Below are 14,739 nucleotides of genomic sequence, written 5' to 3'. Positions count from 1 at the left end.
GTGGATTTTCATCTTTTAGCTTAACAATATTTCAAGTACTGAAGTAGTGAAACTCTTGTCTCATCATTCTTACTTTTTCAGGTGGGATTATTTTTAAATAATTATATCCCACATTTAGTACATCGTGCAAAAAACCAAGAGATGCGTTAAGATTTCTTAAATAAAAAACTTCAGAAACTTTATCATCATAAAACTTCATTTTTGCAGCTGACCAATGAGTAAATGCATTTAACGTAGTCCAATTTTGGTAATATGGAGCATATTTTAAATTAAATAGCACCTTAGCCATCTCTGCTGCCACTTCACTGCGTGATCTGAATGAGATTTCCTTTTTGCCTTTTATAAATCCCGGCAGACAATGCCAATCAATTTCTTGCAAACTTCTTAATTCTTTTTTCGCTTTTGGATCAACAAGTTCAACCAATTTCAAATTCTTTGCATCCTCAGTAAACTTATTATGTGGATACCTGTCATTTATTTTCTTTAAATAAGGATCAACTTCTAATACAGTCGCATAGTTTTTAGAAACTTTTAAGTAGTATTCTGCACCAAATTGAAAAAATCTTCGGGCAAGTTGTTCTCCCTGAAAGTTATTATCAAGATAGATTTTATAGAACCATAATAAGTCTATATTTACTTCCAAAGATGAACGCATTAGAATATGCATACTATCAATATCTCTGAAAGTTAATTTTGATATTGCTAACAACAAGTCAGCAATTCTCTCGATTGACTCAGAAATAAATTTCTTTGTGTAGTTAAATTCTGTTTCTTTCTTTTGGAATGTTAATCTGAGTGAACAAACTTCTTCATAAGAACTTAATATTAGTTTATCAAGTTTATCTTTATTTGGTAATGGTATAGAAGATCTTGATATCTTCATTACGAAACTTCTTGTGTATTTAAATTATTTTTCTTTTCAAACTTCCCCATTCTTCCCAAAGAAAACAACGGGGCAGACGTGACTTCCGGGAAAAACTATCCTTAAATCTGTTATTTGCTCTTAACATATTCTCTCTCCACTCCGAAAGTAAATATCTGTTTCAAGATTATGGTGCTCTCATTTTTTATAAACTTAATTCTGAAATAATTAAGTCCTTTCACAATGAAGTAATCGGCAGAAATTGGAATCAACAGATTGGATGAACTACCTTCAGATTGATAATACAATTTGTCGTCTATGAATTTTATTTGAATTTTGCCATAGCTGTCCGCATATTCTTTGATCGTGTTTATATCAATGTTATCGTAACTCGCAGATAAACCGTCCAGAGCCCATTGGTATTTATCAATTGCTGTTTGTTCATTCGCAGTTTTCAATAATTTCTGCAAGGCATTTTTATAAGCTGTCGGGAAAGCATTTTCCGGTTCGACTTCAATATCTGGATTAATTCCAATTCCTTCCCAGGCGAGAGGATTTCCCGAATATATTTTTTTCCAGGCCGGAATTTGCAGAACGAAATTTTCATCAATAGCGATATGTTCAACCGGGTTTTCAGCGCCTTTGGTTTTCCTGCCGACGATTACAGTGTTCTTATTGAAATATTTTAAATGAGCGGTGAATGCTTCAGCAGCCGATGCAGTTACCTGAGATGTTAAAACATAAACAGGAATGTCAGTTAACTTACGACCAGTTACCTGTGCCGGTACAACTTCAGAATAAATAGTACTATCCAGTGTAGATTGAGTAGTGTTTAATACCAGCGGTTCTTTATTATCAATGAAGTATGCAAGTAAATAGACAACCATATCACCCCAGCCGCCGCCGTTTTCGCGCAGGTCGATAATCAATGCATTGCAATTGGAAAAATAGTTCATCGTAGCATCCGCAACTTTGGCAGCGTAATCCGTGGAAAAGAAAACACTAAGATTAAGATATCCAACATTGCCGTCCAGTATTTTCAGTTCCTTAAATCCATAGTTATTCCAGATTTCCGTTTTGGCTTCTTCTTCTGTATAGTCTGAACTGTTAGATGTTTCTTCCAGCAATGCTTTTGCCAAACCAGGGTTGTAAATAAGATCGAGATGCTTATCGCTGCTGAATGTTTCGAGATTGTTCGTCACCTGAGTTGCAAAATCGATCGGGGAATTAATCCCATCATAATATCTATCTGAAATTTGTTTATTCAACCCGCCAATTATTTTTTCAGATATTTCCGGAAAGGGATAAATTTTTTCAATTTTCTGTATTACATCAGTGAGGATTTTTACTTTCTCTGCGGAAGTTAACGTTTGTGCGTGAATCTGAACAGACAGGAAAATAAATAACAGGAAGAATGTTTTAAACTTCATAGAATCGACTCCCGGATTTTACCTTTTGTCCTTTTTAATTGAACCTGATAAAATATTCAATGCTAACTTCCCAATTCTTTCAAAAGAAAACAACGCGAGAAAATAATTTTTAACCCACGACTTCAGTCGTGGGAAAGAAACGCAGAACGAATTCCCGCAGAAACCGATTCATCGGTTTACTATACTTAGTCCATACTTCTCAGCAAACCTTGAAAACGGTTGAAACCGTTGAGAAATAATTTGTATTTCACTTTATACCCACGGATAAATCCGTGGGTTATAATTTGTACGTTACAAGTTAAGCAAAGCTAATAACTTCTGTATCTAACTTTCCCATTCTCCCAAAAGAAAACAACAAAAAGAGTGATTTTAATTTGGTGCACAGAATTTTATATTAACTAATAATATAATTATGATAAAGACACTTACAATTTTTTCGATTCTGCTGGTTACCCTGCCGTTATCTGCTCAGCATCAGGCACTGAACTATATGAGCAGAGGAAAATATGATGTGAGTTTTCAGGTTTTATCGTTGTATGATTCAAGCAGAACAACAGCCGATAATAAAAGTTACAGACCTGTTCAGGTGAGTGTCTGGTTCCCCGCACACCTTTCCGGAAAATCTGATCCGTTTACAAATGAAGATTATTTTATATTAAGTGCTGCTGAAACTCAATTTCAGGTTTCAAAATCAATGCAGGACAGCGCCATTATACAATATGAAAATCTTCTGCAGCAAAACGGAGTGAGCAATAAAACAGTCCGTGCCTGGTTCGATCTTCAAATGCTTGCAGATGAAAACGCCGTTCCTTTAAATGAAAAATTTCCATTGATAGTTGTTGCACAGGGTAACTATCACTCTGCTCATCACCAGGCTTTTTTGTGTGAATTCATTGCAAGCAATGGATATGTTGTTGCGACTACACCTTCTCAAACGAGAATATCCGGACCGATGACAGATGATTCGCAGGCTGTTGAAAGTGCTGAAGAACAGGTTAAGGATATGGAATTTGCAATCAGCTCACTTCACAGATTCACCAACATAGATTTTAATAATATCGCTTTAATAGGTCATAGTTTTGGCGGGCGGTCTGTTCTACTGTTACAAATGAAAAATAATAATGTCAGATGTCTGGTAAGTCTGGATGGCGGAATTGGTCTCGGTTCTGCGGTGGAGGACATAAAAAAATCACCCTATTATGATAGCGATAAAATGAATGTACCGCTTCTTCATTTTTATGAGGACACTGATGAATTTATCATTCCCGACTTCAGTTTGATAAATTCGTTTGACAGATCGGAAAGGTTCCTGGTAAAGATAAATGATTTTCATCATTACTATTTTTCGAGCATCGGAGTGGTTTCGGGGCAGCTGGATGGTTTTTCTCCCGACTCACAAAATCTTGCCGACAAATGCAAATTGATCTTTTATTTCACATTGGATTTTGTCGATGCGGTGTTTAAAGATGATGAAGAGGAGCTGATTAAACTGAAAGAAAAATTTTCTTCAGCCGCTGCCGGAAGCGAACTGATAGAATTTCAGCTTAAATAAGGTAAAGACGTCTGCAAGTTTTTCGCTAAAACAAATCTTCATCAAACATCCCAAATCTTCCCAAAGAAAACAACGGGAAAACAAGTTAGCCTAATCATTGTGTTCTATTGTAACAACTACATTTCCTTTTTTGTGACCGGACCCGACATATTTGTGCGCTTCAACAATTTGTTCCATCGGATAGGATCTGTCAATTATTGGTTTCAACTTGCCCGACTCAACAAGTTCTTTTAAGAAAATCAAATCCTTAGAATTATTATCAGGACCGCCACCAATCATTTTTCTGCCGGTTGTTATCGATTGCCATTTCATTTGAATTGTTACCGCAGGCACAGCGACAGCGTGCAGAAGAGTTCCGGTTTTTGTAAGAGATTTTATACAGTCTGAGAATGGAGTTTTACCGGCAACTTCAAAAATCACATCATATAACTCACCGCTTTTTGTAAAATCATCTTTGGTGTAATCAACAATTTTATCCGCACCGAGTGACTTTACCAACTCAATCTTATCAGTTCTGCAAACAGCAGTTACCTCAGCGCAGTAGTATTTCGCAATCTGGACTGCAGAAGTTCCTACGCTCCCCGACGCTCCGGTTATCAGAACTTTTTGTCCTTTTTGAATTTTTGCCTCCCTCATAAAATATAAAGCTGTCAGTCCTCCAAAAGGTATAGCAGCAGCTTCCTCGAAATTTAAATTTGCAGGCTTACCTGCTATTCCCACGAGCTTCCAATCCTCAGAAAGGCATAAGTACTGAGCGTAGCATCCGAATTGATGTCCCATCAATCCGAAAACAGGATCGCCGACTTTATACTTTGTAACATTTTTACCAACCGCTTCAACCACTCCAGAAAAATCCATTCCCAACACAGAATTTCTTGGTTTAGTAAGTCCAAGCGCAAACCGGGCAGGAAGCCAAAATGAAATTGGAACATTAAAACTCCGCACCCTGTAATCTGCAGCTGACACTGTTGTTGCGAAAACTTTTACAAGTATTTCGTTATTACCGGGCGTGGGTTTTTCTATTTCTTTAATTTGAAGAACTTCGGGCGGACCGTATTTAGTAGCCACAATTGCTTTCATAATTCACGTCAATTGATTTTTAATAATGATGAAAAACTAAAAGATAATCGTGGACCTGCAGAAGTTTTAAATCCAACTGCTTCTGCATTATTTAATGTTGATGCAAATTCTTTTTTAGAAACGTGAAATAATTTTGGCTCTACAATTAAGAACTCACCATTCTCTTTAAGAAAACTTTTCAAAGTTGTAAAAAGTTTATTTTTATCCGGGACTTCGTGAACCATATAAAACGCAAGAATAAAATCTACTTTTTCAGGTATAACGATTTTGTCTTCTTCACATTTAATTAATTGAATAATGTTTTCAAGAGATGTGCCCCGTATTTTATTCTTAATCTTTTGCAGCATTCCTTCCTGCAGATCAACTGCATAAACTTTTCCGTTCGCTCCAACCATTTTTGCTAACTCGACAGAAAAGAATCCAGGCCCGCATCCAATATCAAGAACCTTCATTCCTTCTTTAACAAAAGGAGAAAGTATTTTCTGCGGATTCTGCAACCATCTTCTTAATTTATTATCGAGTGAGTTCGCCAGTTCAACAGGGCAAACGCGGTTTTTGTCTTCTCTCATATTATGCTTTTAAAAATGTTTTCTCTTGGTAAACCTCCCAATTCTCTCAAAAGAAAACAACGGGGGGGAAAATAATTTTCATTAAATAAAGTAGGAACACAAAATTTTGTGTCCCTACGAATATGCTGTTAAGATAATAATAAGTCACGGTTTAATTTTGCACATCTTTGTTTGCTAATTGTAAATCGATTGTTTTTGACATTAGACAGAAAATAACCGAAGTTTCGTGAAGAAAATTTAATCGGGGGTTTTATGACGAGCAGAATATTATTATTCATTTGTGTTTCCTTAACAGGCATTTTACTTTTCAATTGTTCGGACGACGCGGAACCGACTCCACTGGAGAATATTTTGTACGGCACATATGACAACATGGGTGCAGACTACCAACCTGACAGTACTTCAAATAATGTCCTTGATGCTTCGTCCCCGGATTCAACATACCTTGTATTATTCCGAAATAAAACATTTATAATGAGGGTGAATTTATACGTAAACTCTCTGGACACATTAATAAGTATACAACAAAGCGGCAATTTTACATTAAAGAACACAAGATATATTGAACCAACGGGATATTTAAGTCCTTCGTACTGGATCGGGCAAATAGAATTTATTCCGGGAAATAATCTGAATTGGGGAGGTGAATTTGTAATGTACCCTCAGCCTCCATATGCTTTAAGGTTTAATGAATTAGTATTCATAGGTATTCCGGATTCCAAAGGGAGGATTGTAGTATATAGTTGGGTAAGGTAATTTTTATGGCTCCACAGTTGAACCATAAAAAAACCATTCCTCTGTTTTGTACTTCCCAATTCTTCCCAAAGAAAACAACGAAAAGGTCCTGCGAATGTTTTTTTATAAAATCGCTAATATTTTCTGTGCATAGTTAATTAATTCCAAATTACTTTTTACCGGTTCTCCGTTTTCCAGATAGATTGTGTCTTCCATTCCAATTCTGCTGTCGTACCCTCTTCTTTTTGCCTCCCGCAAAATATCCCACGAAACGGAATTAAATCCGTGTAATAATCGCGGAACTTCTACTCCGTTTTTATCCAACACTTCTTCTATTTCATTTATGCATTCAATAGCTTCCGGTAAATTTTCCGGTTCGGGCTCAATTAAAATTCTGAAGCAATCCTTGTACAAATCGCTTTCAACAAGTTTTTCAGCTGCTTTCTTTTCATTCAGTCCCGCTTCAATTTTTACTCCTTTCGATATCAGCAATTCAGCTATTTCAATTGCGTCATCTTCTATGATATTGACTGAAATAAAATCCGGGATGTTTTTCCATTCTTTGATATAACTTTTTCTTTTTGCCAGATCAGGTTCTATCCAATCACCTGAACTAATTCCTAATTGTATTTCGGGTGAAATCCCTTTTACCAAAGAAACCAGATTATTTACGTCATCAGGTTTTAAACTTTCATTACCATTTTCATCATAACAATGAATATGAAAAACTTTATGTCCGTTTTCAAATAAGAGTTTAACCTCATTCCCGATTTCATCAAGCGATTGAGGAATAAACTTGTTTTGCTTTTTAGGTCTGGCACCATTCAACGCGATTTTAATCAGCATAGTATCCTTTAAATTAATTTTTATGATTAAACTTCATCATTATTTCGAAAGATAACAATGAGGGGATTGAGATTTGTATAATTAACTTTCATCAACAAGCGATATAATTAAGTTGTCTTTAAATACATAAGTTGATTTTCCATTCATAATCAAAGTCTCTCCGGCTTTTAATCCATTAGGTAAATCTATTGCCAGTATACCGCGAAAGATTATTTCAATATTCAACATATCATCCGATTCAGTGTATGAGATAATTTTTTGTTCTCTTTGCTTAAACATTTTAACTGAATTGTTTGCAAGTTCCCTGAATTCTTCGATTCCTTTTGTACGAGCATTTTCTACACCATTTGAAATGTTCTTAAATTCAATATCAGAATGAAGATATGCCAGCATACTTTCAACATTAAATGAATTATATGCTTTAATAAAGTTTTTTACTATTTCAATTTTTTTCATCTGACTTCCTTTTTCTTTCCCCAAAAACCAACCGAAAATTATAAAAACACGACTGTTCAAAATAATTTTATCATCCGGTTTTGCTTTTAATTTTCAATTCATAATATTTGCACCCTCATTTATTCATTAACAATAGAACGATGGTGATTTATGCTGAATTACATAAAACATATGGGACTAAGGTCGTTCGGTATTGTGCGGATATTTAGTTAATAGTTTAACTCCCTGACTATCCGCTCATCTGGGCGGATTTAATCCATAAAAACAAAAAACAATTTCCTTTTCGCAGGAGTCGAATGACTTTGCATATTGGCAAATCATTTCCAACTGCAAAATGAGATTCTTCTAGTTAAAATATTTTTAAATAATTAATGAATAAAAATGTCAATAACAATAGCAGACACTTATTACTTGAAAGCGCTTAATTTATATCCGTATGATCTGGACCAGGTAATTGAAGCACTTAACTTTGCAATCAGTTATGACAAAGATCATGCTGGCGCACACTGCCTTTTAGGCAATTTGAATATGTACCAGTTAGGTAAAATCAGCGAAGCTGAAAATCACTTTGAAAAGGCATTGGCCAGCGATTTAAATTATGTCGAGACTTATTACTCTTATACCAATTTATTACTTCAGATTGGTGAATATGGAAAAGCGAAAAAGCTGATCAACTATGCATATAAAATTAAGGGTGTTAATGTTTCGAGGTTAAAACATAGTGAAGGATTGATTGCGGAGTTTAAAGGTCACTTACACAAAGCAAAAAAATACATGAAATTTGCTTATGACCGTTCATGCAATAAATTGGAGAGGGACTTCTTAAATGATGAACTCGAAAGGGTGAACTCAAAACTGAAGCCTCCGGATAAATCAAGCGCAAGTAAACGGGAGGGAAAATAATACCTCCCGGCTTTTTTAATGATTACTTTGAAAATGATATGGAAAAATTTGTTCATATAAATCTTGTTGATTCTACCCAATGATATTCTGGAAAACATGCAACAACGCTAAAATTCTTTAAACTTTTCTGACACCAATAATTTTCCCACGACACAATAATTGCCCCAGCTAAAATAATAGTTAAAATAAATTGCTTTCCTAATTGATTAATACTTATCTAAGTTTACTTACGAATTAATATTGTTTGTGTAAAATCTATTTTAGGGAGATAGATTGTGCAGATTTCTGAAAAACAACTTACGACTTATCTTGCTCTGTTTAATACTGCTGCACCTCGCCACGATATTCTACCCTTAACAACCAATCTAAAATCTTCCAGCAGAAACTTTTTAATTGTGAATCAGATATTTCTTATCCATAAGAAAGTTCAATAAAACAATACATACAATTTATAAATCATTTAAAAAAAGGCACCAAAATGAAAAACACAATTTTTGTTTTCATGTTAATCTTAACTTTTGGTCTTATGCAGGCCACTCAAGCTCAGTTTTTAGAAACCATTAAAAAGAAAACTGAAGAGACTGTTAAAAAGGAAATTGAAAAAAAGCCTGAAACAAAAGATGACCAACAGAAAGATTCCGATGAAAAATCCAGTAATGAAAGCAAAGAATCTGAGAAGCAGACCGGAAATAACAAAACAGATGAAACTCAAACCGGTGATGATGATCAGTTTAAAAGCTCAACGCAGTATGATTTTGTTCCCGGCGAGAACGTAATCTTCTTTGATGATTTCAGCCAGGATGCAGTTGGTGATTTTCCGGCTTTATGGACTGCTAACTCTGCCGGAGAAATTAATACTATCAATATTGCAGATGGTCATTGGTTCAACTTAAACAGTACCGATGGAAATTATTTTTATCTAAACGATATAAACTTCCCGAAGAATTTTATAATTGAATTTGATATCGTTCCTAAAAAAACGGGAGGACGAATTGCAGCAGGACTATTGCTTTACGGGGAAAGCAAAAGAAAAGAAATGGATAACAATCCGCATCCCGGTAATGGCGGTATAATGATTTCAATTGAAAAACAAAACTGGAATACCTGGGCGTATAAGGAAGGTGAGAAGGAAAAGATAACAGGGAATTCAAAAGTTAATCCGGTAGTAGCAGAAAAGGTAAATCATGTTATCATCTGGTTCCAGGGAAGAAGAGTAAGAATTTATCACCAGGAGGCCAAAGTACTGGATATGCCAACGAATTTATACGACGGTGTTAAACTCAGCAGACTTTGTTTCAGACTCAGTAGAGGAGCTTCATGCGGATCTTACATCTCCAATCTCAGAATTACCGATGCTGCGCCGGATATGAGAAGTAAGCTCATCACGGAAGGAAAGCTTGTCAGTTACGGAATTTATTTTGATGTGAATAAAGATGTTGTTAAATCAGAATCTTTCGGTACGATAAAACAGATCGCAGATGTTCTTAAAGAAAACGCTGGAGTAAAAATTAAAATCGTCGGACATACAGATTCGGATGGTGATGATAAATCCAATCTCGATTTATCCCAGCGCAGGTCAGCATCAGTTAAAAATGTTCTCGTAAAAGAATTTGGAATTGATGCGGCACGAATTGAAACGGACGGCAAAGGGGAAACCGAACCTGTCGCAAAGAATGACAGCGTAGTTAATAAAGCTCTTAACCGCAGAGTAGAGTTTTTAAAACTGTAGAAAGTTATTCTGAAGAAAAAAATATTTAAAATCTGCCACGGTTGAGCCGTGGCAGTGATTTTTTCTTAAGTTTTGATTCGACCATAACGACTTTAGAATCCAAAGCATGATAATTAAATCCAGCATCCATGGTCTGGTATCTATTTAGCAAACACCAGTCTTGCGCTTTCACCAACGCTTACTTTTATTACATCCCCATCAATAAAATTACCGGCAAGTAATTCCTGTGAAAGAGGATTTACCAGATATTTCTGAATAACTCTTTTCAATGGTCGTGCACCGTAAGTTACATCGTAACCAAGCTGAGCAAGCCAGTCTTTTGCTTCATCGGAAACGGAAAGGACTATCTCTTTTTCCTTCAGCATTTTTTGAACACGAAGAAGTTGTATGTCAACAATCTTTCTTATTTCAGATTTGAGCAACGGTTTGAAGAGAACTATTTCATCTATTCTATTTAAGAATTCCGGGCGGATTGTTTTTCTCAATAGCTCGTGCAATTGCTGGCGAAGCTCACCCATCAATGGTTCAACATTGTTTTCATTAAACAATTCCAGCTTATCCTGAATGTAATGCGAACCGATGTTTGAAGTCATTATAATAATAGTATTCTTGAAGTTGACTGTTCTTCCCTGGTTATCAGTTAATCTTCCGTCATCAAGAACCTGCAGAAGAACATTAAATACATCTGGATGAGCTTTTTCAATTTCATCAAGAAGCACAACCGAATAAGGTCTTCTGCGAACTGATTCGGTCAATTGCCCACCTTCTTCATAGCCAACATATCCGGGAGGGGCACCAATCAATCGGGAAACAGAAAACTTTTCCATATACTCACTCATGTCAATTCGTATCATTGCATGTTCGTCATCAAAAAGAGTTTCTGCGAGTGCACGAGCAAGCTCTGTCTTTCCGACACCTGTAGTTCCAAGAAAAATAAATGAACCAATTGGCCTATTTACATCCTGCAATCCTGAACGTGAACGACGAATTGCATTTGCAACTGCGGTAACTGCTTCATCCTGTCCAACCACACGATGATGAAGTTCATCCTCGAGTCGTAGTAATTTGCTTCGTTCACTCTCAAGCATTTTACTAACTGGAATTCCGGTCCATTTAGAAACTATCTCAGCAATATCTTCTGCATCGACTTCCTCCTTTAACATCTTCTTATCTTTCTGTGCATCGGCAAGTTTTTTGGTTTCTTCTTTCAATTGTTTTTCAAGACTTGTGATTTTTCCATAACGTATCTCAGCAACTTTACCGAGATTACCTTCGCGTTCATATCGCTCTGCTTCAAGTTTCAAGTTTTCAATTTCGCTTTTCATCGAACGTATCTTCTGGATTTTTTCCTTCTCAAGATCCCAGTGCATTTTTAGTTTTGTTCTTTCTTCATTCAGTTCACTCAATTCCTGCTGAAGCTCCTCCAATCTTTTTGCAGATGCTTCATCCTTTTCGCGTTTCAAAGCTTCTCTTTCAATTTCGAGTTGTTTTACTTTTCGTTCAAGAGTATCAAGCTCTTCCGGCATCGAGTCAATTTCAATTCTTAATTTTGATGCTGCTTCGTCGATCAAATCAATTGCTTTATCGGGAAGAAATCTATCGGTGATATATCTTTCTGAAAGCTGAGTTGCCCCCACAATAGCTGCATCAGTAATTCGTACACCATGATGAACTTCGTATCGTTCTTTCAATCCACGTAAAATTGATATGGTATCTTCTTCAGAAGGTTCATCAACCAGAACTGGTTGAAATCTTCTTTCAAGAGCAGCATCTTTTTCGATATGCTTTTTATATTCATCAAGAGTAGTAGCACCGATTGCATGTAACTCACCTCGAGCCAATGCTGGCTTTAAAATATTTGCAGCATCCATCGCTCCTTGTGTTGCACCTGCACCAACAAGTGTATGCAGCTCATCAATAAAAAGAATTATTTCTCCGTTTGATTCCTGGACTTCTTTAATTACCGCTTTTAATCTTTCTTCAAACTGTCCACGGAATTGTGTCCCGGCAATTAAAGCACCCATATCGAGCGCAACGATCCTTTTAGTTTTAAGATTCTCGGGAACGTCACCGGCTACAATACGATGAGCAATCCCTTCTGCAATTGCAGTCTTCCCTACTCCTGGCTCACCAATTAATACCGGATTGTTTTTTGTTCTTCTTGAGAGCACCTGGAGAACTCTACGAATTTCTTCATCTCTTCCTATAACCGGATCGAGTCTTCCCTGCTTTACCAAATCGTTCAAATCTCTTCCATATTTTTCAAGAGATTGGTATGTGTCTTCAGGATTTTGCGAAGTGACTCTTTGAGTTCCTCTTACAGTTTTTAATGCAGATAGAATGTCATTGTAAGTAATTCCATTATCGCGGAGTAATTGTCCTGCTTTCCCTTTATCATTTGAAAGTGAAAGCAGCAAGTGTTCTGTAGAAACATATTCATCTTTAAGATTGCGTGCTTCTTCAGCAGCAGTATCAAAAAGTTTTGCAAGATTCTGACTCATCTGTTGATTGCCCAAACCAGTTCCGCTAACTTTCGGAAAAGCTTCGAGCAGTACGTTAATTTTTAATTTAACTACATTAAAGTTGCCGCCGGTTTTTTTGATTATTGATTCAGCAACGTTTCCGCTTTCCTGAACAATTGATGCAAGAAGATGTTCCGGTTCAACAATCTGATTATTATAGTTCTGTGCAATTTCAATTGCCGTTTGAACAATTTCCTGTGCCTTTACGGTTAGTCTGTTAAAATTAAATGACATGTTCTTTTCCTGTTACTATCTTAATCTTTCCCAAGCCTTGATAATTCTTTAAATAATTTCTTTTCTTTTTCAGATAAATTTTTTGGCATAGTTACATGAACTTTCACAAATAAGTCTCCCCTCTCATTATCTTTTTGTAAACCTAATTTTTTAAGTCTCAATATTTTTTCTGATTCTGTTCCTTCCGGAATATTGATGCTTATTTTTTTCCCATCGAGAGTTTTGATTTCTTCCTTACCGCCTAAAATTGCTGTGTATAAATTCACATCCAGATTATAAAACAGCTCACCGTCCTGTATTTCATAAAATGGATGTTGGAGGACGTGAATATTTAAAAAGAGATCACCTTTAGTGCCTCCTTGTATTGAGGATCTTCCCAATCCTTTTATTCTGAGTTTCTGTCCATCAGAAGTTCCCGGGTTGATTTTTATTTTTAAAGTTTTCCCATCTATGCTGATTTGTCTTTCACTTCCGTTGAAAGCTTCTTCAAATGAAATGTGCAAATCAGCTTCGACATCAATTCCTTTTGGCTGATTTTGAAATCCTTGTGAATCAAATCCAGATTTTGCTTGTCTTCCTCTTCCTCCAAAAAACGATTCGAAGAAATCAGAAAATCCTCCGCCCATTCCACCAAATAAATCGCTAAAGTCTCCCGAGAATTCATAAGTAGTTCCGCCTCCTCTACTTGCACCTCCAAACTGTGAAAAGAAATCCTCAAATCCTCTTCCGGTTGATTGATATTGATTCCAGTTGGCTCCGAGAGTGTCGTACTTTTTTCTCTTTTCCGGATCGCTCAGTACTTCGTGAGCCTCAGTAATCTCTTTAAACTTTTCTTCAGCAGCTTTGTTATTTGGATTTTTATCCGGATGATATTTTAAAGCAAGCTTTCTGAAAGCTTTACTTATCTCTTCCTTAGAAGCTGTTTTTTCAACACCAAGTATATTGTAGTAATCTTTGAATTCCACTTTAACAACAATAAGTTTTTTCTATTACTGTAAAATAAAAAGGGTGACTATAAATCACCCTTTCCATTAACATACGTGATCTTTTCTTAGTTTACTTTTATCTCGATCTCTTTTGGTTTAATTTCTTCTGCTTTTGGAATAGTAATCGTTAGCTGACCATCTTTGAATTCGGCTTTGATCTTGTCTTCCTTAATTTCTTTTGGAAGATTGAAAGATCTGTAATACTTTCCATAAGTTCTTTCAATTCGATGACACTTTGTATCCTTCGATTCCTGTTCCTGAACTCTCTCACCACTGATACTCAGCTGTCCATCAGTAAAAGAAATTTTAACATCATCTTTTTTCATACCTGGAAGATCAGCTTTGATCAAGTAGTTATCTTTATCCTCAAAGATATCTGTTAATGGCATCCATACAGCATTTTCATAACCATTTTCAGAATCTTCTTTTTTTGAAAGACCAAATCGATCGTCAAATGATTTGAACATTCTGTTGAACTCTCTTTCAACATTTAAAAGCTCACGCACGGGATTAAATCTAATGATAGCCATAATATTACTCCTTATTTTGTTTTTGATATTTTATTTTGCATAATTATCTTAAGAGTAAATGAGTATAGACAATAGCCGTACCAACGAATAAGTGCAGGCATAAACATTTATTCTATAAGAAGTTATGGGGTTTTTCAAATGGGATATTGCTTGTCGCCATTTTGGCACAGTTTAAGAAATATAATCAAATATTGAATCAAAAAGCCATGATTATTATGCCATTTCAACGCACGACTTCTACTATATTTTTTATTAAAAGATAGAGTAAATTGTTAATATTCACAAAAATAATTATGTTTGCGCCC

General features: G+C 35.7%; 13 protein-coding genes. 4 read left to right on the top strand and 9 right to left on the bottom strand.

Going from position 1 to position 14,739, the window contains the following annotated elements; all coding sequences use genetic code 11:
* Positions 1–31: 31 nt before the first annotated feature.
* Together IPM14_00285 and IPM14_00280 are read right to left on the bottom strand one after the other, a co-directional pair.
* Positions 32–883, bottom strand: a complete 852-nt coding sequence (locus IPM14_00285) for a hypothetical protein (protein MBK9096560.1) — start codon at positions 881–883, stop codon at positions 32–34.
* Positions 884–993: 110 nt separating this feature from the next.
* The gene (locus IPM14_00280) at positions 994–2,292 is read right to left on the bottom strand and encodes a S41 family peptidase (GenBank protein MBK9096559.1); all 1,299 of its coding nucleotides are present in this window, start codon (positions 2,290–2,292) and stop codon (positions 994–996) included.
* 412 nt (positions 2,293–2,704) lie between these two features.
* Here IPM14_00280 and IPM14_00275 point away from each other — a divergent pair, with 412 nt between their 5' ends.
* Positions 2,705–3,844, top strand: a complete 1,140-nt coding sequence (locus tag IPM14_00275) for a dienelactone hydrolase family protein (protein MBK9096558.1) — start codon at positions 2,705–2,707, stop codon at positions 3,842–3,844.
* Positions 3,845–3,934: 90 nt separating this feature from the next.
* On the opposite strand, the gene IPM14_00270 is transcribed toward IPM14_00275, so the two are convergent.
* Together IPM14_00270 and IPM14_00265 are read right to left on the bottom strand one after the other, a co-directional pair.
* Positions 3,935–4,924 (bottom strand): NAD(P)-dependent alcohol dehydrogenase, encoded by a 990-nt coding sequence (locus IPM14_00270; protein ID MBK9096557.1) that lies wholly within the window; start codon positions 4,922–4,924, stop codon positions 3,935–3,937.
* Between the two features lie 8 nt (positions 4,925–4,932).
* On the bottom strand, positions 4,933–5,493 hold the full coding sequence (locus IPM14_00265) for a class I SAM-dependent methyltransferase (GenBank protein MBK9096556.1): 561 nt from the start codon (positions 5,491–5,493) through the stop codon (positions 4,933–4,935).
* A 252-nt stretch (positions 5,494–5,745) separates the two neighbouring features.
* Here IPM14_00265 and IPM14_00260 point away from each other — a divergent pair, with 252 nt between their 5' ends.
* Positions 5,746–6,249, top strand: a complete 504-nt coding sequence (locus IPM14_00260) for a hypothetical protein (GenBank protein MBK9096555.1) — start codon at positions 5,746–5,748, stop codon at positions 6,247–6,249.
* Between the two features lie 102 nt (positions 6,250–6,351).
* Here the strand turns inward: IPM14_00260 and IPM14_00255 are convergent, their stop codons facing one another.
* Both IPM14_00255 and IPM14_00250 read right to left on the bottom strand, forming a co-directional pair.
* Positions 6,352–7,074, bottom strand: a complete 723-nt coding sequence (locus IPM14_00255; GenBank protein MBK9096554.1) for a 3-keto-5-aminohexanoate cleavage protein — start codon at positions 7,072–7,074, stop codon at positions 6,352–6,354.
* Positions 7,075–7,155: 81 nt separating this feature from the next.
* Positions 7,156–7,530: a nuclear transport factor 2 family protein gene (locus IPM14_00250; protein MBK9096553.1), complete on the bottom strand. Its 375-nt coding sequence runs from the start codon at positions 7,528–7,530 to the stop codon at positions 7,156–7,158.
* A gap of 381 nt (positions 7,531–7,911) precedes the next feature.
* On the opposite strand from IPM14_00250, the gene IPM14_00245 reads away from it, so the two are divergent.
* Positions 7,912–8,433: a hypothetical protein gene (locus IPM14_00245; GenBank protein ID MBK9096552.1), complete on the top strand. Its 522-nt coding sequence runs from the start codon at positions 7,912–7,914 to the stop codon at positions 8,431–8,433.
* Between the two features lie 478 nt (positions 8,434–8,911).
* Positions 8,912–10,162 (top strand): OmpA family protein, encoded by a 1,251-nt coding sequence (locus IPM14_00240; protein ID MBK9096551.1) that lies wholly within the window; start codon positions 8,912–8,914, stop codon positions 10,160–10,162.
* Between the two features lie 140 nt (positions 10,163–10,302).
* Here the strand turns inward: IPM14_00240 and clpB are convergent, their stop codons facing one another.
* The 3 genes from clpB to IPM14_00225 all read right to left on the bottom strand — a co-directional run bounded on the left by clpB (position 10,303) and on the right by IPM14_00225 (position 14,434).
* Positions 10,303–12,918 carry an ATP-dependent chaperone ClpB gene (clpB, locus tag IPM14_00235; protein MBK9096550.1) on the bottom strand — a complete coding sequence of 872 codons (2,616 nt, stop codon included), beginning with the start codon at positions 12,916–12,918 and terminating at the stop codon, positions 10,303–10,305.
* A 20-nt stretch (positions 12,919–12,938) separates the two neighbouring features.
* Positions 12,939–13,883, bottom strand: a complete 945-nt coding sequence (locus IPM14_00230) for a J domain-containing protein (GenBank protein MBK9096549.1) — start codon at positions 13,881–13,883, stop codon at positions 12,939–12,941.
* A gap of 86 nt (positions 13,884–13,969) precedes the next feature.
* Positions 13,970–14,434 carry an Hsp20/alpha crystallin family protein gene (locus IPM14_00225; protein ID MBK9096548.1) on the bottom strand — a complete coding sequence of 155 codons (465 nt, stop codon included), beginning with the start codon at positions 14,432–14,434 and terminating at the stop codon, positions 13,970–13,972.
* Positions 14,435–14,739 lie beyond the last annotated feature (305 nt).

The sequence above is a fragment of the bacterium genome (assembly GCA_016716565.1).
Taxonomy (GTDB): domain Bacteria; phylum Bacteroidota; class Ignavibacteria; order Ignavibacteriales; family Ignavibacteriaceae; genus IGN2.
Note: the sequence above shows the minus strand (reverse complement) of the source record. Positions and strands in the feature narration are given on the sequence as shown.

What these genes read in the sequence shown, in the direction of transcription:
- IPM14_00285 (MBK9096560.1), bottom strand. Translation starts at nt 883, where the DNA reads ATGAAGATATCAAGATCTTCTATACCATTACCAAATAAAGATAAACTT.
- IPM14_00280 (MBK9096559.1), bottom strand. Translation starts at nt 2,292, where the DNA reads ATGAAGTTTAAAACATTCTTCCTGTTATTTATTTTCCTGTCTGTTCAG.
- IPM14_00275 (MBK9096558.1), top strand. Translation starts at nt 2,705, where the DNA reads ATGATAAAGACACTTACAATTTTTTCGATTCTGCTGGTTACCCTGCCG.
- IPM14_00270 (MBK9096557.1), bottom strand. Translation starts at nt 4,924, where the DNA reads ATGAAAGCAATTGTGGCTACTAAATACGGTCCGCCCGAAGTTCTTCAA.
- IPM14_00265 (MBK9096556.1), bottom strand. Translation starts at nt 5,493, where the DNA reads ATGAGAGAAGACAAAAACCGCGTTTGCCCTGTTGAACTGGCGAACTCA.
- IPM14_00260 (MBK9096555.1), top strand. Translation starts at nt 5,746, where the DNA reads ATGACGAGCAGAATATTATTATTCATTTGTGTTTCCTTAACAGGCATT.
- IPM14_00255 (MBK9096554.1), bottom strand. Translation starts at nt 7,074, where the DNA reads ATGCTGATTAAAATCGCGTTGAATGGTGCCAGACCTAAAAAGCAAAAC.
- IPM14_00250 (MBK9096553.1), bottom strand. Translation starts at nt 7,530, where the DNA reads ATGAAAAAAATTGAAATAGTAAAAAACTTTATTAAAGCATATAATTCA.
- IPM14_00245 (MBK9096552.1), top strand. Translation starts at nt 7,912, where the DNA reads ATGTCAATAACAATAGCAGACACTTATTACTTGAAAGCGCTTAATTTA.
- IPM14_00240 (MBK9096551.1), top strand. Translation starts at nt 8,912, where the DNA reads ATGAAAAACACAATTTTTGTTTTCATGTTAATCTTAACTTTTGGTCTT.
- clpB (MBK9096550.1), bottom strand. Translation starts at nt 12,918, where the DNA reads ATGTCATTTAATTTTAACAGACTAACCGTAAAGGCACAGGAAATTGTT.
- IPM14_00225 (MBK9096548.1), bottom strand. Translation starts at nt 14,434, where the DNA reads ATGGCTATCATTAGATTTAATCCCGTGCGTGAGCTTTTAAATGTTGAA.